Annotated in this window: 16 protein-coding genes; 4 read left to right on the forward strand and 12 right to left on the reverse strand. The window is 48.9% G+C overall.

Annotation, left to right across the window (positions count from 1 at the left end; translation table 11 throughout):
• The first annotated feature begins 284 nt into the window (after nt 1–284).
• The gene (locus ACINK7_RS04950; RefSeq protein ID WP_404360186.1) at nt 285–1,004 is read left to right on the forward strand and encodes a PEP-CTERM/exosortase system-associated acyltransferase; all 720 of its coding nucleotides are present in this window, start codon (nt 285–287) and stop codon (nt 1,002–1,004) included.
• A gap of 237 nt (nt 1,005–1,241) precedes the next feature.
• On the opposite strand, the gene ACINK7_RS04955 is transcribed toward ACINK7_RS04950, so the two are convergent.
• From ACINK7_RS04955 to ACINK7_RS04990, 8 genes are all read right to left on the reverse strand, one after another.
• Entirely contained in the window at nt 1,242–1,583 is a 342-nt protein-coding gene (locus ACINK7_RS04955) for a Uma2 family endonuclease (RefSeq protein WP_404360187.1), read from the reverse strand.
• The gene (locus ACINK7_RS04960) at nt 1,559–1,783 is read right to left on the reverse strand and encodes a hypothetical protein (RefSeq protein WP_404360188.1); all 225 of its coding nucleotides are present in this window, start codon (nt 1,781–1,783) and stop codon (nt 1,559–1,561) included. Before ACINK7_RS04960 ends, ACINK7_RS04955 begins: the two co-directional genes overlap by 25 nt.
• 436 nt (nt 1,784–2,219) lie before the next feature.
• Entirely contained in the window at nt 2,220–3,212 is a 993-nt protein-coding gene (locus ACINK7_RS04965) for an Rpn family recombination-promoting nuclease/putative transposase (RefSeq protein ID WP_404360189.1), read from the reverse strand.
• 531 nt (nt 3,213–3,743) lie between these two features.
• Nucleotides 3,744–5,135 (reverse strand): aspartate aminotransferase family protein, encoded by a 1,392-nt coding sequence (locus ACINK7_RS04970; RefSeq protein WP_404360190.1) that lies wholly within the window; start codon nt 5,133–5,135, stop codon nt 3,744–3,746.
• A 16-nt stretch (nt 5,136–5,151) separates the two neighbouring features.
• On the reverse strand, nt 5,152–7,767 hold the full coding sequence (locus tag ACINK7_RS04975; RefSeq protein WP_404360191.1) for an MMPL family transporter: 2,616 nt from the start codon (nt 7,765–7,767) through the stop codon (nt 5,152–5,154).
• A 20-nt stretch (nt 7,768–7,787) separates the two neighbouring features.
• Nucleotides 7,788–8,492, reverse strand: a complete 705-nt coding sequence (locus tag ACINK7_RS04980) for a phosphorylase (RefSeq protein ID WP_404360193.1) — start codon at nt 8,490–8,492, stop codon at nt 7,788–7,790.
• Complete coding sequence (gene shc, locus ACINK7_RS04985; protein WP_404360194.1) at nt 8,489–10,447, reverse strand: squalene--hopene cyclase; 1,959 nt, start codon at nt 10,445–10,447, stop codon at nt 8,489–8,491. Before shc ends, ACINK7_RS04980 begins: the two co-directional genes overlap by 4 nt.
• A 10-nt stretch (nt 10,448–10,457) precedes the next feature.
• Nucleotides 10,458–11,558 carry a phytoene/squalene synthase family protein gene (locus tag ACINK7_RS04990; RefSeq protein WP_404360195.1) on the reverse strand — a complete coding sequence of 367 codons (1,101 nt, stop codon included), beginning with the start codon at nt 11,556–11,558 and terminating at the stop codon, nt 10,458–10,460.
• A gap of 472 nt (nt 11,559–12,030) precedes the next feature.
• Between ACINK7_RS04990 and hpnH the strand changes: the two genes are divergently transcribed.
• The 3 genes from hpnH to ACINK7_RS05005 all read left to right on the forward strand — a co-directional run bounded on the left by hpnH (nt 12,031) and on the right by ACINK7_RS05005 (nt 15,190).
• Nucleotides 12,031–13,143, forward strand: coding sequence for an adenosyl-hopene transferase HpnH (gene hpnH / locus ACINK7_RS04995; protein WP_404360196.1), 1,113 nt, complete (start codon nt 12,031–12,033; stop codon nt 13,141–13,143).
• Between the two features lie 541 nt (nt 13,144–13,684).
• Nucleotides 13,685–14,302 carry an ABC transporter substrate-binding protein gene (locus ACINK7_RS05000; RefSeq protein WP_404360197.1) on the forward strand — a complete coding sequence of 206 codons (618 nt, stop codon included), beginning with the start codon at nt 13,685–13,687 and terminating at the stop codon, nt 14,300–14,302.
• A 6-nt stretch (nt 14,303–14,308) separates the two neighbouring features.
• Nucleotides 14,309–15,190 (forward strand): VacJ family lipoprotein, encoded by an 882-nt coding sequence (locus ACINK7_RS05005; protein ID WP_404360198.1) that lies wholly within the window; start codon nt 14,309–14,311, stop codon nt 15,188–15,190.
• A gap of 62 nt (nt 15,191–15,252) precedes the next feature.
• Here the strand turns inward: ACINK7_RS05005 and ACINK7_RS05010 are convergent, their stop codons facing one another.
• From ACINK7_RS05010 to ACINK7_RS05025, 4 genes are all read right to left on the reverse strand, one after another.
• Nucleotides 15,253–15,768: an adenine phosphoribosyltransferase gene (locus ACINK7_RS05010; RefSeq protein WP_404360200.1), complete on the reverse strand. Its 516-nt coding sequence runs from the start codon at nt 15,766–15,768 to the stop codon at nt 15,253–15,255.
• Nucleotides 15,769–16,317: 549 nt separating this feature from the next.
• A complete protein-coding gene (dxs, locus tag ACINK7_RS05015; RefSeq protein ID WP_404360201.1) occupies nt 16,318–18,180 on the reverse strand; it encodes a 1-deoxy-D-xylulose-5-phosphate synthase in 1,863 nt (620 codons plus the stop codon).
• Between the two features lie 84 nt (nt 18,181–18,264).
• On the reverse strand, nt 18,265–19,161 hold the full coding sequence (gene ispA, locus ACINK7_RS05020; protein WP_404360202.1) for a (2E,6E)-farnesyl diphosphate synthase: 897 nt from the start codon (nt 19,159–19,161) through the stop codon (nt 18,265–18,267).
• Nucleotides 19,154–19,387: an exodeoxyribonuclease VII small subunit gene (locus tag ACINK7_RS05025; RefSeq protein WP_014149516.1), complete on the reverse strand. Its 234-nt coding sequence runs from the start codon at nt 19,385–19,387 to the stop codon at nt 19,154–19,156. Before ACINK7_RS05025 ends, ispA begins: the two co-directional genes overlap by 8 nt.
• Nucleotides 19,388–19,395: the final 8 nt, after the last annotated feature.

The following is a 19,395-nucleotide window of genomic DNA, read 5'->3' on the forward strand; positions in this document are numbered from 1 at the left end:
GTCAATGATATTGGACGAGCGGAGCGTGTTGATATGCGCAATAGGGGCTCATCTCTGGAAAGCTTTGTTGCTACATTTTGTTAATTTAGACTGCGCTACCCGGAAAAGTCTACGCTTTCGTCGCTGTTATAGATTTTGAAAGTTATTGGTGGTTCAATCTAGTTTTAATATTAGCAGATACTTTATTTCTTGCTTTTAGGCGTAAGATTTGATGCTTCGCCCAATTTCAAGATAGTTTCAAAGATTTATTTTTTAAAGCCCGGTACTGCTGTAAGGTGTATTTTATGATGTTCGATGATTATTTTGACGTTTATCTTGCCGATAACGATGAGTCAAAGCAGATCCATTACAATATCCGTTATCAAGTTTATTGTGAGGAGATGGGGTTTGAAAAAACATCAAACGGTGCCCAATTAGAAATGGATGAGTGGGATAAGTATTCGGTTCATTTAATAGTGAAAAATAAATTAACCGGCCACTTTGTCGGTGCTATGCGATTAATCTTACCGGAGCTAGGCTATTTGCCTCTGGAAAAACATTGTAGGCTTAGCAATGGGGTTATCAAGTCGGATTTACATAGATCGGTGGAGATATCCCGGTTGTGCGTAATTAAAGAAATTCGGCGGCGTTCCAGTGATGGCGAGCCACCGACAGGATTGACTGAAAAACATGGCGCGAATGATGACGTTGATTACTTGTGTAATCAACGTCGTTTGAGCCGTAGTGTCATATGGGGTATGTTCCGTGCCGCATCTTTGTATTGTGCTGAAAATCGAATTCACAACTGGTATTTTTTAACGACAAAGATGTTATATCGCTTGATCACTAAAGAAAATTTTAAAATGGATCAAATCGGCGATTCGTGTGAATTAAATGGGCAGCGTTTCCCTTATAGAATTCATATGAATGAGATTTTGCAAAATCCAATTTGGAATCAAGGGTTTCAATCGCACTACAAATATTACTCGGCGAAGGATAATGATGTTCTTAAGCAATGTGCTTGAGTTCAATTATTTGTTGTTATGCGTGTGGTTTTGACTATAAGCTAGACGTCGGATGTGAAATTTTCTAAGTCGTAGAAGGGATGCTGCGCGTACCTATGTCGTCATCTACCGAATCCCAACGTAATCCTAAGCGTTTCGACCGTGGCCAAAAGCAAATCAAAGCGTTCGGGACGGGTTGAGTAACCCTCCCTGCGTGAAGCTAGAGCTTTGGAGCGAGCAAAGTGATGGATAGCTTTTTCATCGCCAGATCGCAGCAAGATCAATGTTGAAACTGTAGTCGTGAATTGTGAATTCAGCTTTTTCATCTGAATAATCCCCTTTTTTGATAAATCCTTGTGCATCATTACGATAGACTTTTGCTAGACGGTTCTCTGGATAAACAAGGATGTAGTAGGGTGGCCCTTCACGCTGATAGAGATCACGCTTTATGATCTCGTCTCGTTTTACGCTGGTTGAAGATACAACCTCGATGATTAGATCCGGCGTTACCAAGACTTTTTCGTCGATATCCTGACAAATCACCATGACATCGGGTCTTACGACAGTATCATTGGCTATTTGCCAATCGGTTTCCAACAAGATAGTACATCGATCGGAACAGTTGGTTTTCTGGTTTTTAAGGCATTCTTGATTGATGTTACTATGTTAAAAGCAACTATTTGGTGAGTAACTGAGGGCGATGGAGTCATCGTATAAGGCATGCCTTCGATTAATTCCCAATTGCCTTCCCATTGTTGATAGTCGTCAACAGTGTAATGTTCTTGATAGGCTAAAGGCATTTTATACTCCTAAAACAAGCAGCGTTCGCTGTTACCCAAGCTCCAGCCCTCATCGTTATACATTAAGTCATAAATTATTCTTTTGCAATCTTAGTCAATGAGGACTCGATTCCCTTTATTGTCTCTCGGCCTTCCCTCACCTAACGCTAAGTGAGGGAAGATCAGGGGATCGCTCCCACAGAGCATCCGCCGCCCGCTGTGGGAGCGACGCCTTCGTCGCGACTATCGAAGCCGCTAACGCTCAAACACCAATAGCCTTTCCGGACGACACAACAATTTAGCGCTCGGTCGCTGCTTTTCGCACAATAAGTATACTTATACTTGTGTATATCGATGAGAGCTAGAGTTTGGGAACGAGGCTGAGTTACGCTACGCTAAAACCCGACCTACCTGGCTGGTCTGCGGTGTCAGGCCCTATAAATACGAATACGCCCAGTTACTCCAACAGCGCTTCTAAACTTTCAGCCGTTAAGATTCGTTCAGCCCAGTTTTCGAGTTGTTCGGTGTCGGCTTGCTCGATTTTATGTGCCGCCCAGCTAGGGAATTCGCCGTACTTCAAGCGGATCTGTTTACTCAACAAGCGAACGGCCTCTTTTTTCTCGCCAATTTTCTCGCCTTTTTTCTCGCCTTTTTTCTCACCTCTTTTCTCGCCAATTTTCTCCCCTTCTTTTTTCCATTGTAATGTCCAATCGGTCAAGCGTTCGGCTAACATGGCATTTACCTCGGTCAGTTCTTGATATTCAGGTATGGATTTTTCTTTGAATTTTACGCGCAATAATCGGCTTAGCCAAATAGCAAAGGAGCGTCGAATCGGTTGGTACCGCGCTGCTTTGAGCTTATGCTGCAAAAGCTGGATATGTTCCCTAAGCTCGTCGGGCGTGGAACACCACTCCAAGGCGATTAAATGCCCCACTAAATTATCCGGGTGTGCTTGGCTATAGCCTTTCGGCGTGGCATTTTCTTGCAGTAAAAAATAGCTCAGCTTCGGTGTGTAGGCTCGAAGAGCCGGATGCACCGGGTCGATTAATGCCGATATTTCGATGGGCCCGCTCCAGTTGGACGTGCCATTGTAAATGACGATTGGTAAAACAGGCGGCAGTTTATCGCCTTTCTTTAAGGCTTGCGTGCGAATGATATCCTGATACAGCAGGCCGGTATAAGTCATGATCCGATTGGCCATAAAATAATCGTCGCTGGATTGAAATTCCAACAACAAATAAAGATAAAGCCAGGTGTCTTTGAATTTCAATCGCCAGATACAATCATCATGGCGTTGGCGCAAGTCGTCGGTAGCAAAGCTGGCTTTGACCGGGTCCAGGGTTTTAAAGTCTATGCTGTCCAGCCATTCGGGTTGCACAAAACCGGTGATGAGATCTTGTACGATTCGCGGATGGCTAAACAATAACTTATAGCCCGTATCATGCGGCATTGTATCTTCTGCGCCGTGGTATTTAGATGGTGCCGATTTCTTTGCCATAGGTATCGTTTAAGCAATCAAAAGGTAAGTATTCGGTCCTCATCTTTGGAAAAGATGGGCTAAGGGACATTTTTTTAAATAAATTCCCCTCAATCCCCCTTTGTCAAAGGCTATGTTCGCGTTAGCAGTTGAAACGGTCCTCTTTCCTACTCTAAATAAACCCATTAGGAAATAGCCAATGATTGCTTTCCGATACACTGAGCGTAGCAGAGGGTACGATTACTCGCTTGACAGGACGCCGTGAATACGTCCATGTAGGCTTGACGGCAGCTCCCTGCTGCCGACACCTGTCAATCGAGCAACCGTACCCTCCTTTCAACCATTGGCGTGATATTGAAAAAAGGAAAGTGACTAAGAGTTGTATCCTTGGGTTTCATGTTGGCTTTCAGTTCATAAAGTATCAACTATTAACGCGAACATAGCCTTGTCAAAGGGGGAGGTCATGTCTTTAGCCCTTCACCGACTTCGCAAACATACTGCGAATTATTTCCCAGCTTTGCCCTTCAACGCATGACTCGCCAAGTTTTTGCCTAAATCCCAGATCGTGCCCGGGACTTGATGGGTTGCAGCGATGGTTTGGTCGAAGGCATTGACGATATGATCGCGGTCTTTTTGCGTTAAGGTCAGCGGTGGCAGCAGTTTGACGACGTTCATGCCGTGTCCGGCGACTTGGGTTAGAATCCGGTGATCCTTGAATAGCGGGATCGTGATCATTTGACAGAACAGCCCTTTGTTGGCGGCTTCCAGCATTGCCCAGGCGGCTTTTAACGTCAGGCTTTTCGGTGCGTGGAATTCGATTGCGATCATCGAGCCTTTGCCGCGCGCTTCTTTCAAGAATTCGTATTTTGTCGACAGTGCATTCAGGCTGGCGATGATGTCGTTGCCGACTGTCGCGCTTTGTTCAACAAGATTTTCCGATTTGATGACTTCAAGCCCGGCCAGTCCTGCGGCCATCGCCATGTTGTTTTTGGAAAAAGTCGAGCCGTGCACGACTGCGCGGTCCATGCGATTGAAGACGGTGTCCATGATGTGCTGCGTCATCGCGACTGCGCCGACCGGGACGAAACCGCCTGATAGGGCTTTGGACATCAGGATCATGTCAGGTTTAGCGCCGTAATGATCGATCGCCCAGAATTTACCGGTGCGGCCGATACCGGTTTGGATTTCGTCGGCGACGAATAGCGTGCCGTATTTTTTACAGAGGCGTTCGACTTCGATCAAGTAGTTGTCGTCGGGCAGGTTGACGCCTTTGCCTTGTATCGGTTCGACGATGAAGGCCGCGACGTCTTTATTGCTTAGGGCTTGTTCGAGTGCCGCTAAATCGTTGAACGGTATCGCGATGCAGTCGGGCAGGAGCGGGCCGAAGCCTTCGCGGAAGATCTTTTCGCCGTTCAGCGAAAGTGCGCCCATTGTTAAGCCGTGATAACCGTGTTCGCAATAGACGATTTTCGAGCGTTTGGTGGTGTAGCGCGCAAATTTGATCGCGGCCTCGACCGCTTCGGTGCCCGAGTTGCAAAAAAACATTTTTTCGAGATTTTCCGGCGTCGTCGTCAAGATTTCTTTGGCCAGTAAGCCGCTCAATATTGAGACGTCTAGCTGTACTAGGTTGGGTAATTCGAGAGTCAAAGTTTCTTGTAATGCACTGATCACGGTCGGGTGGTTGCGGCCAATCGCGAATACGCCGAAGCCGCTTAACAGGTCGAGATATTCGTTGCCTTGTTCGTCGTAGAGATATTGGCCGACCGCGCGTTTGTAATTGCGGTCGTATCCGATTGTTTTTAAAACGCGAACCATTTGATTGTTCAAATGTTTTTCATGCAACTCAAATTTATCTTCACTGTGTTGCGCTAATAGCTCGGCTATGCTGAAAGACATAAAAAGACCTCTAAATTTATATTTTGTGCCGGCTGAACGCAGGCAGCACGATTAACGTGCAAATGATGGTAAAGGAAATGCCGATCGCCAGTAACAAGCCCATGCTGGATGTGCCTGGATGAGGCGTGAAGGCAAGACTGGAAAAACTGCATAAGGTTGTTAAAGAACTGAATAAGACGCCTCGTGCGGTGCTGCTTTGCAGTAGGTCGACGCCGTTCGACCAGTGGCTGTGCAGTCGGTGCACGACATGAATGCCGCTGTCGACGCCCATGCCCATCAGCAGCGGCAGGGCGATGATATTGGCGAAATTAAACGGATTGTTGAGCAAGACATTGGTCGCTCCGGTCAATAAGGTCGCAAGCAGAAGCGATCCAATCATCAATAGCGTATCGCGGATGTTTCTCGTAATGATCAGCATCAGCACGACGATCGCCGCGAATGCGCAAGCGAAGGCTTCGACAAATGATTGTATGATCGCGTTGCCTGAGGCTTTATCGATAATCGGTAAGCCGGATACGCTAGTATCGATGCTTTGTACGTCATTGACGAAGGCTTGCCGGTGACTGGCAATGTTCAGGTTTTTATCCGGCGTGATCATGATTTTATAAAGGCCGGTTTTACTTTGCCAATGGTCGCTTATGTAAGGCGGTAGGTCTTCCAGGTCGTAAGTTTGGGCGGTCAAACTGATGCTCAAGCGCTGCATCGTATATGGTAGTAGGCCCAATATGTTTTGTTCCAATTGGCTGTATTCGGCATCCGGTTGGGGTTGTCGGTCGGCAAATTCGATATAGCTGTTGATCCGTGCGAGTAGGGTTTCCAGTACCGGAATCGGGACGGAGGTCGTTGATTCATCGATGGCTTTTTGTAGCGTAACGGCGAACCGAATTGCGGCATCGCGCTGATCGTTGGCAAGCAACGGTTTGCCGAATTGTTTGAGTTGGGCGCCGAGAATCATGTCCAGCTCTTCGATTCGATAGAGTTTGTCCTCTTGATCGCTGGCGACAAAGCTCGATAGGGTGAGCGCTTCATGAATCGTCGGCAAGGCGCGCAACGCTTCGGCGCGTCGGTCGGCCTCCGCTAGGCTGTCTGCAAGGCCGGTTAGCGAATAAGGCGATTCATTGCGTGACGACAAGAGCTCTTTGAATGTCGAGGCCGATTCGCGGCTGGGGTCGCGTAAGTTGAATGTGCTGGAATCGAACTCCAATTGTGTAAGTACTGCGGCCGAGGCAATGGCAAGCAGTACGCTGACGATTCTGATCGCTTTGGCATGACGAAACGGAAAATGGGCTATGACCGATGATAGTTGCGAGGATCTAAACGGGGCTGTTTTACCCAGCGGCATGACTTTCAATAAAGCAGGTACGATCGATAATGAAAGCCCCAGGCCGATGAACATGCCGGCGCTGGAAATAATGCCTAATTCGGATACGCCGGAGTAGTCGGTCGGAATGAATCCGAGAAAGCCGATTGCGGTGGTCAATGCGCATAAAAACAACGAGAAACCGATGCTGTTGATGCTTTCGGTAATTGCGCCTTCATTGTTCATGCCTGCAGCACGGCATTCTCTGTAGCGTAGGCACAAATGCGTGGCGTAGTCGACGCCGAGTCCGATATACAAAACGGCAAAGGCCACTGAAATAATATTTAAATGTCCGACCGCGATCGTGGCGAAGCCGGCAGTCAGAATCAGGCCCATGATCAGTGCGATCAATGTCGTCAAGAGTAGTTTGACGGAGCGGAAACTCAACCATAGCGAGGCACAAACGAGAAGCAGCGATAATATGCCTGAAATAATCGCGCCTTCACTGACCGTTTCGAGTTCTTCGTGTTGTAAAGCGGTTTCGCCGGTAATTCGAATGCGGACTGCAGGGTTTTCTTGCATGATCGATTGACTTACGGATCGCGCGGCCGAAAGTGCATAATCGGCGGGCATGATGTCGGTAAAAATCAGTTTAGGTTTGGCAATGACGATCGAGCGTTTAGACTCGGTGTTGAGTCGGTGGTCGGCCAGTAGGTTTTGCCAGGATAAATATCGAGGGTTCTGATTGAGTCGACGGTCGATTGTGTCGTCTATCGCAGTCAGCAGCGGCGTAAGATTCATCGGTAACGACTTATCTTTTTCCTCGAGTGCTTGGCGAATGATTTCGAATAAGCCTTCCAGGTTGTAGTGTTGCGCGAGATAACCGATGAACGGTTGAGCATCGGTCAGTTTTTTCGACAGGTCGTCTAATTCGTCAAGGCTGAGAAATAATAAAGCGTGTTGCTTAAAAAATGCATTATCGGTAGGTATTATTGCCGACTCGAAGTGTTCCTTGTCTCGGCTTAGACGCTGCGCGAGTTCGGCTGCGGCCTGCGAGATTTGTTCCGGAGTTTCGCCGTCGACCACCAGCATGATAGCGGCGGCATCTTCGGGAAAGGCTTCGTTTAGACGAAAGCGATTGATCTGAAAGGGTAAATCCGGCGACAACATTTGCGTCGTATCGGTATTGAATCCGAGGTTGTTGATCGTGTAATGCAGACTAAAGCCGGACAAAGTCGTGGTCAGAATCAGCAAAGTCCACGGAAAACGTAAGACTTGGCGGTCCCACCATAGTAATAATCTGTGAATAAGGGTGTCGTGATGCTGAGTCATGCCGGCGGTGCGCGGATTTTTTAGTTAACGATTGATGGCAGCCAAATCGATGCGGCCTGTTTCAATGTTTTTTGCGATGCATGAAAGTGCCGGCCTAATTGTATCAGGCTTGGTAATTCTAAGGGATGTTTGATGAGATGGTTAAGTAGTTTGGCGATTTTGACTTCGCCGTCTGGGTTCAAGGCGTGCGCGACGGCTTTAGGTAGACTCATATCGGCGGGGTCTGCGATCGATCGAATGGCCAGGAAATCGATTCGGTGAGCCTTAGCGACTTTGGCGATAGCAACGCTTTCCATGTCTAGGGCGGCGGCACCTGTTTTTTGATGGAGCTCTTGTTTGTCTTTACTTGTGGCGACAAGCGTATTGCTGGAAGCTAGGCTGATATGCGCGACAGGGGTAAACGCGTTTAATAGCGCTTGTATTTCAGCAAGCCAGGGAGAGCGGATATCGATGCTTTCCAAGTCATCGGCAATGAGCTGCTCAGGCAAGGTTAGATCGCCTGGGCGCAAGTCAGGGGCGAGCGCAGCGGCACAACCCCAGCTTATGAGGCGTTCGGCGCCTTGATCGAGCAGTTGTTCAGCGGCTTGCTCGGCATTTTTCGGGCCGGCGCCGGATTGAATGATAAGGATATTTTCGGCGATGACGTGACAGCACCCTTTCTTCGGTTTGTCCGAAGTCAGGGTGCTTAGTTCTTCCGGTAGGGCGGCAATAATCCCCGTGATCACGAGTTATTGATCGCGTTACGGTATTTGGCCAGGGCCCACAATGGGAAGAATTTGTCGTAGCCGTGGTATTTCAAATAAAACACTCTTGGAAAACCGGGAGCGGTAAAGCATTTGTCGTTCCAGCTACCGTCGGTCAGCTGGGTTTTCATGAGAAACTCGACGCCGGCTTTGACTTCCGGGCTGTGTGCTTCGCCTGCCGCAATCAAGCCGATAACGGCCCAGGCGGTTTGAAACGCAGTGCTGAAGCGATATTTTCCGCGAAAGTTTTGTTCGTCATGATAACTGAAGTTGTCCTCGCCCCAACCGCCATCTTCGCGTTGCACGCTTTTCAGCCATTTTGCCGCATTGACATACATCGGATCGGTTTTAGGGACATCGGTTTGCTCAAGGCCCAATAATACAGACCAGGTACCGTAGATATAGTTAGTCCCCCAGCGCCCGAACCAGGAGCCGTCCGCTTCTTGTTCGCTACGAATATAATCGATGGTGCGTTGCAGTGCCGGACGGTATTCTTCGTGGCCTTTTGCAACGCGTGCTATTAGCATCGCGCAGCGCGCGGTGACGTCGACCGTGGGGGGGTCGAGTAATGCGCCGTGGTCGGCGAACGGAATTTCGTTCAAGTAATAATAGGTATTATCGACATCGAATGCGCCGTAGCCGCCGTTTTCCGATTGCATGCCGACGATCCATCGTGTCGCACGGTGTATCGACTCGTCCAACTCAGGCAGATTAGAATCGGCCATGGCGAACGCAACCAGTCCGGTGTCGTCGACATCGGGGTAGTGTGGATTGGCGTATTGAAATGCCCAGCCGCCGCCTTCCAATTCAGGTTTGGATACTTGCCAATCGCCCGGTTCGTGCAACAATTGTTTGGATTTGAGCCAATCATAGGCGCGAACCAATGCGTCACGGTTACCGTTTTTGTCGACTTCTTGCAAAGCCATGGCTGTTAGGCCGGTATCCCAAACGGGAGACAGGCACGGTTGGCAATAGGCGTCGTGTTCGTTGATGACCAGCAATTTGTCGATCGCTTTTCGAGCCGTAACGACCAGTTCATGATCTTTCGGCATGCCGAGCAGTAACATCGCTTCGTAAGCATTGACCATGGCCGGGAAAATTCCGCCCAAGCCGTCTTCGCCGTTGAGGCGTTCAATAAACCAATCTTGGGCTTTATCGAGCGCTTTTTGGTGCATGCGTTTCGGAATCAATGGGCGAGTCACACGGCCGAGTTGATCCAAGAACAGAAAAAATTTGTTCAGTGCGGTCCGTTCCGGAAAATAATGTTTTTCCTTGTCCGGATGAACGACGAAAAGTTCCAGGATGTCGACTTTATTCGGGTTCTTCGCCGTCGCTTTTTCTGAGCACAGTACGAACAGCGGCACCATGACCGTTCTGGACCAATACGAAACCTTGTCCAAATGGAACGGAAACCATTTCGGAAGCAGCATGATTTCGACCGGAATGTAAGGCACGCCACGCCAAGGCAGTTGTTCGAATATCGCCAGTGCGATACGCGTGAACACATTGGCGCGAGCGGCTCCCCCTTGACTTAGAATATAGCTTTTTAGCTTTTGCATGTGCGGCGCGTCTATCGAATCGCCGGCCATTTTCAGTGCATAATACACCTTGACGCTGCCGCTGATGTCGCCTGGGCCGCCGGGGAACATCGGGTAACTGCCTTCCTCGGATTGGCGCGATCTTAGATAATTGGCAATCTTGGCTTGCAGTACTTCGTCGATTTCGCCCAAATAGTGCATCATCATGATGTATTCGGACGGAATCGTGCAATCGGCTTCCAATTCGAAAATCCAATGGCCGTCTGGTTGCTGCAGCTTTAGCAGGTAATCCTGCGCCTTGCCGATGGCTTTGTTTAAATCGTTAGGCTTGGCGATGATGGCCGTGGCGGAGCTGGACAAGTCGCGCGTGTTGGTCTCTGTAGTGGCGTCGGTGAACATAATGCTTCCTTTATAGTGCTGACTTAGCTTTCAGGGATTGTGGGTGGTAAGTCCAATCGGGCGATTCGAGCCCGCGGCTGGTCAGATTAAACAATAAGGACAGCAGCCGGTTGCTGCGCCCGGTAAGACGAGTTGTTAGAATGGTTGCCTTGACACTGTTTCGGGTGATTTTGACTTGATTCGATTGTTTAAAGTCCAAGTGCTGCTTGATTTTTCGCAAGGTCAGGACCGCCATGCCAAGCGCCCATAAACAGAAGTTTCTAATGCCGGTTTCGTGCGACGGAATCAGCTGTGTATAAGCGAGTGCATTACGCAGGTGTCCGTGTGCGATGCTGATTAGGTGTTCAAGGCCTTTTCGGAAGTTCTCGTCATCGGTTTCCGGCGTTAACGTCGATAAATCGAAACCGGTCTCGTCAAAAATATCTTGAGGCAGCCAGCAAACGCCGCGGCCGGCGTCGTCCCATATATCCTTGAGGATGTTGGTCATTTGCAGACCTTGTCCGAACGATACCGAGAGTTCGAGTAGTCGCTCTCTATGAGCCGCAATCTCGGGCGAGTAATGGCAAAACAGTTTGGCGAGCATTTCGCCGACGCAGCCGGCTACGTAATAACAGTAGTTATCCATGTCGGCCATGGTCGGCAGTCCATTGCTTAGATTTTGCGCCTGAAAGATCGGCATGCCTTGTGCCATTGTTTCGACGCAAGTTGCCAGCGCCTCAATCTGTTGCGGATCGAACGAATGTGTGATTTGAATGACGCGTGGCGTCAGGTCGATCAGCGTATGTTCGGCCGGAATGGTTTGCTCCGACAATAAAGGGGATAGGTCGGCGGCAAAATCATTCGCACCATGACCGGTTTTGACGGTTTCGATAAAACGTTCGCAGAATATTTTTTTTTGGTCGGGGCTTAGAGAGACTTCGTCCTCAACTGTGTCCACAATTCGGCACAGCAGATAGGCATTGGCTACCGGACGGTAGAGGTTATCCGGAAGTTGCGGAATAGTCAGCGCAAACGTTCTGGAGACGCCTTCAAGCAGCAGTGCCTGAAATTCATCGTCGGATAGGCCGGTTAATGACTCCGGTTTGTCCAGAGTTGGTTGTAATGCGCTCATGATTATTTTCTAAGATTTCGTCTTGATAGTTTTGGATACAGACTTAATTTAACGGCAATGATAGACTGTTTGTTGGTATTTTGCAAAGCAATGTTGTTTTCTAGCCAATATGAGTAAAATTCTATGCTCCAGCTCTGTTATATAGAATAAAAATCAACTATTTAAAAGTTTGTGTTGTATTTTTGCAAATAGTCTGCAATGTGCTTCGGTTTGGCGCTTAAGGCGATAAAATTATGCTAAAACTGGAGTCGATTCCGAAAAGATAGTATTCTACTTGTAAATCTATAAATGATTGTATTCTATAAGGACTTGTATTTCAGGTGTGTTGTTTTGATTCGCCGGATGTCGTTTTCAAGGAAGGATGCATGATGTTTTTGACCTGTTGCAAGCATGCAACAGGTCGTTTTTCGGTTTTATGAGGCTCGATTATGATCGGCCTTGCTTGTATTCAGTCAATATGGAGGATATGCCCGTGGGTGTGCCATTACGTCAGCAGTTAGCAGTTGGTAGTTATCTTATTAAGCAAAAACTGAAAGGGGCTAAAAAGTATCCTTTGGTTTTAATGCTCGAGCCATTGTTTCGATGCAATTTGGCTTGCGCAGGATGCGGAAAGATCGACTATCCGGATGATATTTTAGATAAACGTTTATCGGTCGAGGAATGTTTGCAAGCGGTCGACGAATGTGGTGCGCCAATGGTTTCGATCCCCGGTGGCGAACCGTTAATTCATAAAGATATGCCGGCAATTGTCGAAGGCATCGTTGCGAGAAAGAAATTCGTTTATCTCTGTACGAATGCGCTGTTATTGAAGAAGAAGATCGATGACTATAAGCCTTCTCCATATCTGACCTTCTCCATTCATTTAGATGGTAATAAAGAAAGACACGATGCATCGGTTTGTCAAGACGGTGTTTTCGATAGAGCGGTTGAAGCGATCAAGTTAGCGCTCGATAAAGGCTTTAGAGTCACGATCAATTGCACGCTGTTTCAAGGAGAGAATGCGAAAGAAGTAGCCGAGTTTTTGGATTACGCGATGGAGTTGGGTGTCGAAGGCATTACGATTGCGCCGGGATTCAGTTACGAACGTGCGCCGCAACAAGATATCTTTATCAAAGGGCGCGATGTCAAGGAATTATTCCGGGGCATTTTCAAGATCGGTAAGAATCGTAAATGGAAATTGAATCATTCGTCGCTCTATTTAGACTTTTTGGCCGGTAATCAAAGCTATAATTGTACACCATGGGGCAATCCGACCCGCAATGTATTCGGGTGGCAAAAGCCTTGCTATTTGTTATCCGACGAAGGTTATGCGGAAACCTTCCAGCAATTGCTCGATGAAACGCCTTGGGAAAAATACGGTACTTCGAAAAATCCGAAATGCGCGAGTTGCATGGCGCATTGCGGCTACGAGGCAACGGCCGTAGAAGACATGATGAAAAACCCGATTAAAGGTCTATTGACAGCGATCAGGGGGCCTAAAACCGAAGGCGACATGGTTCCAGAGCCGGTTCCTGTTTATGCAAATGAAAAACCGGCTTCTAGTCTCTCCGGCATTCCTATTACTGTCGAGGCGATGGATTCATAAAGCAGGTTCGAAGGGTGTTCATGCCGGCATTGCGCCGTTATACCCGCCGTGAAGCGGGTATTCAGTGCTAGGGATGGCAAGGCCAATACATCCCTTTAACCACCTGCGGGACGGGTTATTTAACCCGTCCCCAACGTTTCAATGGGCTTCGGCAGGGTCAAAACGTTTCGGACGAGGTTGTAAACCTCGTCCTGCCAAGGTATGACGGGACTTGTGTATAACGATGAGCGCTGGAGCGTGGGAACGATAGCGGGATGTGAATAAATACACAAATTCCAAGAAAGCTTGAGCGCCGTAGGGTGCGCATCGCGCACCTTTCCACGGTGACGAACCGACAAGAGCCCGCCCCAGGTGCGCGATGCGCACCCTACACCTGGCGCTTAATAGCCTATGAACACTAACAATTTCAAATATATTTTGAGTTTAAAAAGCGGGTACACGGCAATTAGCTAAAAGCGGCTTTTTTCGACAGTCTAGCGAAAGAGTATATCTTCTTTACGGCCGGCAAAGCATGCCGGAAATCAATGTTTTCGGAGTTTTTATGTATCAAAGTCTAATAATAAATAAAATATCGGGTCTTTTTTTGCTTTTTTTGTTGGGCTTAACCGAAGTTTATGCCGAGGATATTCTTAGTGCCAGGGAGGTTGTTGAAAATTTTCAAGCCGAGTTAATAGATGTTATGAAAAGCGGTAAGGAGCTTGGTTATGAAGGTCGTTTCGATAAGCTTGAAAAGCCGGTAAGTGAAAGCCACGATTTAAATATGATTGCAAGAGTCGTGGTCGGGCGCGAATGGGAGAATATGTCGTCGGATCAACAAGAAAAATTTATCGAGGTGTTTAGTCGATTCAGCGTTGCGGCTTATGCGCACAATTTTAAGGAATACTCCGGCGAATCTTTTAAATTCGAATCGGAGGAAGAGACCGGAAGGGGGGGTATTATAGTCCATACTTATTTGGTCATACCCGATGATAAGGATGTTAAATTCGATTATATGTTGAAGAAAAAAGGTAATAGCTGGAGAATAATAAACATCATTGCCAATGGTGTTAGCGATTTGGCTTTAAGGCGTTCGGAGTATGGCAGTATCTTGAAACGTGACGGCTATGACGTGCTGATCGAAAAAATCAGCGAAAAAATCGATCTTTATTCAAAACAGTAGGTTTTTATGGGTATTTTGGGTGGCAAACTTCAGCGAATGGTTGTCGTTTTTCTTTGTGCTCAAGCTTACGGGTTAAGCGGCTGCTCGACGACGGCGAGTCAAGATTTATCGTTGTCGGAAGTCGACCCTTACGAAGACATAAACCGTAAGGTATATGCTTTTAATATGACGGTTGACGAATATGTCGCCGAACCCGTCGCCAATGCTTATAAAGCCGTGACGCCGAATGTTATGCAGGCTGGAGTCAATAATTTTTTCGGCAATCTAAAAACCATCAATACCGTTATCAACGATGTTTTGCAGGGTAAGTTTCAGCAAAGCGTCGAAGATTCCGGGCGTTTTTTGGTGAATTCCACAATGGGTCTGGGCGGTTTACTCGATATCGCGACCGACATGGGATTGGAGCATCATGAAGAAGACTTTGATCAGACCTTCGCGGTCTGGGGGGTTCCGCAGGGTTCTTATTTAATGCTGCCTTTTTTAGGACCCTCGACCACCCGGGGCATTCCCGGGTCGGTATTGGATACTGCAGCGAACCCGGCGACCTATGTTGGAATGCCGGTGCAAGCATTGCAAGTGTTGGAAGTTGTCAATGCTAGAGCTAATGCTGACGGTGCGCTGAAATTCATTGATGAAGCGGCATTGGATCCTTATGTGTTCACCCGAGAATCTTATCTTCAGTGGCGCAATAATCTGATCAACGATGGAAATATTGAAATCAATGACGACTTAGATAAAGCGCTGCTAGATTTTGATGAGGCGTTGTTTGACGAAGTGAATGATGCTGAGCTGGAATCTGAAGGATCACTCGACAATATGAAGCCTATAGCGGTGGAGGATGCTTCGGAAACAGTCAAGGCGAAACCGATACCGAACCAAGGATTTTAGGCGTTTCAACCCGCCTCGAGCGCTTTGGATTGCCTTGGGCATAGTCGAATCTGAGGTTCGTGCTAAAAGTGAAGCAGCGAGTGAACTTCGTATGCGTCAAGCTTTTCACGGCCTTTGAGAAAATCCAATTCAACGACAAATGCACAGGCTTCAACGGTTGCGCCCAGTTTCTCGACCAGTTCGCAACTGGCCTTGGCGGTTCCGCCTGTTGCCAACAAATCGTCTATCAACAAAACACGGTCACCGGTTTCAAACGCATCGCTATGTGCTTCCAGTGTCGCCGATCCGTATTCCAAGTCGTAAGAAACGCTTTGTACGTCATAGGGTAATTTTCCCGGTTTTCTGAGCGGTACAAACGGCAATCCCAGTTCCCATGCGACCAATGCGCCGAATATAAAGCCTCGTGCTTCCATGCCGGCTACTGCTGTAATGTCTCTTTCCAAGAACGGATGCAGTAGATGGTGGACTGCAAGTCTTAATGCAACAGGGTCTTTGACTAGCGGTGTAATATCTTTGAAGATAATGCCGGGCTTCGGAAAGTCCGGGATGTCTCGGATTTTTTCTTTTAATTTGTTCATAGTTAAAATATAGGGTACTTATCGCGTATATTTTTTTAGGAAAAAGCTATCCCGAACGTTTCGGTCGAGTTTGGGGTGGTGCTGAAACATTCGGGACGGGTTATACCTTTCGCACTTCAAATTTCGGCAGTGCCTAAGGAGGCGCCGGGGTGCTCGGCAAAGGCTTTGCCAGCATGGATGCTGGCATAGAGCCTACATGGATGTATTCACCCAGCCCCTAAATTCCATAGCCCATCGGTCATCCTAAAAAGAGCAGTTGACATGTGTTGTAGACCGTTCGTGCTGAGCTAAGTCGAAGCATGAAGGGTCTACAACACTTTCACCGTCTTGGTGAAGCCTCAAACTACCATTTACCCTTCGACGGGCTCAGGGCGAACGGTAGTTTGAGGGTATCAACTGCTCTTTTTAGGGTCATGGTTAATAGTCTTACTAATTTAGGGGCTGGGTCCTTTGACGGGCCCCCGGTGCCGAATTTTGATCTACGATGAGTATAAATAACCCGCCCCGCGCGTATCCCAAGCGTGGGAAAGGCACATACTGCTTACAAAATCACGCGCAAAATTGCTCGATGCTCTGCAGAATCCCTTGGGTATCCAATCCGCAAAAACTCAGTAATTCCTCGCGCGTGCCTTGTTCGATGAAGGCGTCGGGCAGGCCGATGTTCAAGACCGGCATCACGATTCTTTGTGCCTGCAGAAATTCGTTGACCGCGCTGCCGGCGCCGCCGGCGACGACGTTTTCTTCGACCGTGACGATGACATCGTGACTCTTGGCCAGTTCCAGAATCAACGCTTCATCGAGCGGCTTGACGAAGCGCATGTTGACGACAGTCGCGCCGAGCTGCTTACCGACCTCGACCGACGGCGCAACCATGCTGCCGAAGGCGAGCATCGCGATACGCCCGCCTTGGTGGCGAATTTCGGCCTTGCCGATCGGTAGGGCGGTCATGGCGCAATCGACCGGCACGCCCGGGCCCTTGCCGCGCGGATAGCGTACCGAAGCCGGGCCTTTATGAATATAACCGGTATAGAGCATCTGCCGGCATTCGTTTTCATCGGCCGGCGCCATGATCAGCATATTCGGCAAGCAGCGCATATAGGTGTAATCGAAACTGCCGGCATGGGTCGGGCCGTCCGGGCCGACTAAACCGGCGCGGTCCAAGGCGAATAAGACGTCCAGATCCTGCAAGACGACATCATGTATCAATTGATCGTAGCCGCGTTGTAAAAAGGTTGAATAAATCGCGACGACCGGTTTACCGCCCTCGCAGGCCAGGCCCGCCGCCAAGGTTACGGCATGCTGCTCGGCGATGGCGACATCGAAATAGCGCTTCGGAAAGCGTTCGGAAAATGCGACCAAGCCCGAGCCTTCGCGCATTGCCGGGGTGATGCCGCACAGGCGCTCGTCTTGCTCGGCCATGTCGCAGAGCCATTGGCCGAACACCTGCGTATAAGTCGGGTGCGGAGAAGGGGCCGATTTCGGCAGGCAATCCCGGCTCGGGTCGAAGGCCGGTACGCCGTGATAGGCAAGCGGGTCTTTCTCGGCCGGCGCATAGCCTTTACCTTTCTTGGTGACGATATGCAAAAAGCGCGGGCCGGAAATCTGTTTCAAATTCTCCAGCGTTGACACCAGCATGTCCAGATCGTGGCCGTCGATCGGACCGATATAATTGAAACCCATTTCCTCGAATAAGGTGCCCGGCACGATCATGCCTTTCATGTGCTCCTCGGTCTTGCGCGCCAGTTCCCAGACGCTCGGCATGTTGCTGAGGACCTTCTTGCTTTCTTCGCGTACCGAAGAATAAATCTTACTCGACAGAATCTTAGTCAGATAATTATTCAACGCGCCGACATTCGGCGAAATCGACATATCGTTATCGTTCAGTATCACCAGCAAGTTCGCGTCGATCGCACCGGCATGATTCATCGCCTCGAAGGCCATGCCGCCGGTGATGCTGCCATCGCCGATGATCGCGACACAGTGCTTATCCTCGCCGCGCAAACCGGATGCGATCGCCATGCCCAAGGCCGCGCTGATCGACGTGCTCGAATGGCCGACGCCGAAGGCATCGTATTCGCTCTCGGAACGGTTCGGAAACGCGCAAATGCCGTCGCGGGTGCGGATCGTCGTCATGCGCTCCCTGCGCCCGGTCAGGATCTTATGCGGATAGGCCTGATGGCCGACATCCCAAACCAATTGATCGCGGGGCGTGTCGAACACGTAATGCAGCGCCACGGTCAGCTCGACCGTTCCCAGACCGGCCGAGAAGTGTCCGCCGGAAATACTGACCGTGTGAGTTAAAAACTCGCGTAGCTCTTTGGCAAGCGGTTTTAATTGGTCCTTCGGCAGTTTTCTAAGGTCGGAGGGAAGCTTGATGCTGTCTAGTATGGGGAAATTTCCTGTGATTTTCATGAATAAATCGATTCCTTATTGATCGGCACGGACGCGGTTACCGACTGATTATGCAGATTAATATCCTAGTATTCAAGTCGGGAATTAATGATCCCGCTGAATAATATAAAGCGACAAGTCGCGAAGCAAGTCGGCCTCGGACCCAAATCCGCTCAAGCTTTCGATGGCTTGCTCATGAAGCTCCTGGGCTTTTTGCTTTGCTCCGGCCAAGCCGAGTAAGGCAGGGTAGGTCGGCTTGTCGTTGTCTTTGTCCTTGCCTTGGGTTTTGCCGAGTGTTGCGGTATCGCTCTCTTCGTCCAAAATATCGTCCTTGACTTGGAAAGATAGGCCGATGCATTTTGCGTAATGATCGAGGCCTTCGGCTTGTTTCGGGTCGATATCGGGCTTGGTTAATGTTGCCATGTTGACGCTGGCTCGGATTAAGGCTCCGGTCTTGTGGATGTGCATATTTTCAAGCTGAGGCAGGGTCAGCATCGTGCCGACCGATTCTAAATCGATGGCTTGGCCGCCGACCATGCCTTGAGAACCGCTAGCCTTGGCCAACATGGTAATCATTCTTAGACGGCTTTCGGCATTGGCTCGGATGGTTGGATCGTCCGCCAAGACCTTGAATGCCAGTGCTTGCAGTGCATCGCCGGTCAGAATGGCGGTCGCTTCATCATAAGCGATATGGCAAGTCGGCTTTCCGCGTCTGAGGTCGTCGTCGTCCATGGCCGGCAAATCGTCATGTATCAACGAATAAACATGAATGAATTCAACCGCACAGGCCGCTCCGTCTAAATCTTCCGGTGCAATGCCCAAGGCTTTTCCTGTACAGTAGGTTAGCATCGGGCGCATGCGTTTACCGCCGTCCAACACGCAATAGCGCATCGCTTCGTGTAATTTAGTCGGTATTTGTGTTTCGCTTGGCAGTCGGGCTTCCAAGGCTCTTTCAACTCGGTTTTGACAAAAGGTCAGATAGTCTTTCAGTGCGTTACTCATCGGTGAAGGGCTCCAGAGTTTGAGTGCCGTTTTTTTCCAGTAAAATCTGAACTTTCTGTTCGGCTTCCTGCAAGGCTTTCTGGCAGGTTCGAGTCAGGGCGACGCCGCGTTCAAATGATTTTAACGAGTCTTCCAAAGATAGCTCACCTTGTTCCATTTGCTCGACGAGTTGCTCAAGCTCGGCTAGGGACTCTTCGAATAAATTCGTGGTTTTTTTTTTCGGCATGTAGATAA

Source organism: Methylotuvimicrobium sp. KM1 (assembly GCF_044788715.1).
GTDB lineage: Bacteria > Pseudomonadota > Gammaproteobacteria > Methylococcales > Methylomonadaceae > Methylotuvimicrobium.

Excerpts from the sequence above, each read along its gene's own strand:
- shc (WP_404360194.1), bottom strand. The coding sequence starts at position 10,447 with ATGTTCACCGACGCCACTACAGAGACCAACACGCGCGACTTGTCCAGC.
- ACINK7_RS04975 (WP_404360191.1), bottom strand. The coding sequence starts at position 7,767 with ATGACTCAGCATCACGACACCCTTATTCACAGATTATTACTATGGTGG.
- ACINK7_RS04950 (WP_404360186.1), top strand. The coding sequence starts at position 285 with ATGATGTTCGATGATTATTTTGACGTTTATCTTGCCGATAACGATGAG.
- ACINK7_RS05000 (WP_404360197.1), top strand. The coding sequence starts at position 13,685 with ATGTATCAAAGTCTAATAATAAATAAAATATCGGGTCTTTTTTTGCTT.
- ACINK7_RS04960 (WP_404360188.1), bottom strand. The coding sequence starts at position 1,783 with ATGCCTTTAGCCTATCAAGAACATTACACTGTTGACGACTATCAACAA.
- ACINK7_RS04965 (WP_404360189.1), bottom strand. The coding sequence starts at position 3,212 with ATGCCGCATGATACGGGCTATAAGTTATTGTTTAGCCATCCGCGAATC.
- ACINK7_RS04990 (WP_404360195.1), bottom strand. The coding sequence starts at position 11,558 with ATGAGCGCATTACAACCAACTCTGGACAAACCGGAGTCATTAACCGGC.
- ispA (WP_404360202.1), bottom strand. The coding sequence starts at position 19,161 with ATGAGTAACGCACTGAAAGACTATCTGACCTTTTGTCAAAACCGAGTT.
- ACINK7_RS05025 (WP_014149516.1), bottom strand. The coding sequence starts at position 19,387 with ATGCCGAAAAAAAAAACCACGAATTTATTCGAAGAGTCCCTAGCCGAG.
- dxs (WP_404360201.1), bottom strand. The coding sequence starts at position 18,180 with ATGAAAATCACAGGAAATTTCCCCATACTAGACAGCATCAAGCTTCCC.
- ACINK7_RS05005 (WP_404360198.1), top strand. The coding sequence starts at position 14,309 with ATGGGTATTTTGGGTGGCAAACTTCAGCGAATGGTTGTCGTTTTTCTT.
- ACINK7_RS04970 (WP_404360190.1), bottom strand. The coding sequence starts at position 5,135 with ATGTCTTTCAGCATAGCCGAGCTATTAGCGCAACACAGTGAAGATAAA.
- ACINK7_RS05010 (WP_404360200.1), bottom strand. The coding sequence starts at position 15,768 with ATGAACAAATTAAAAGAAAAAATCCGAGACATCCCGGACTTTCCGAAG.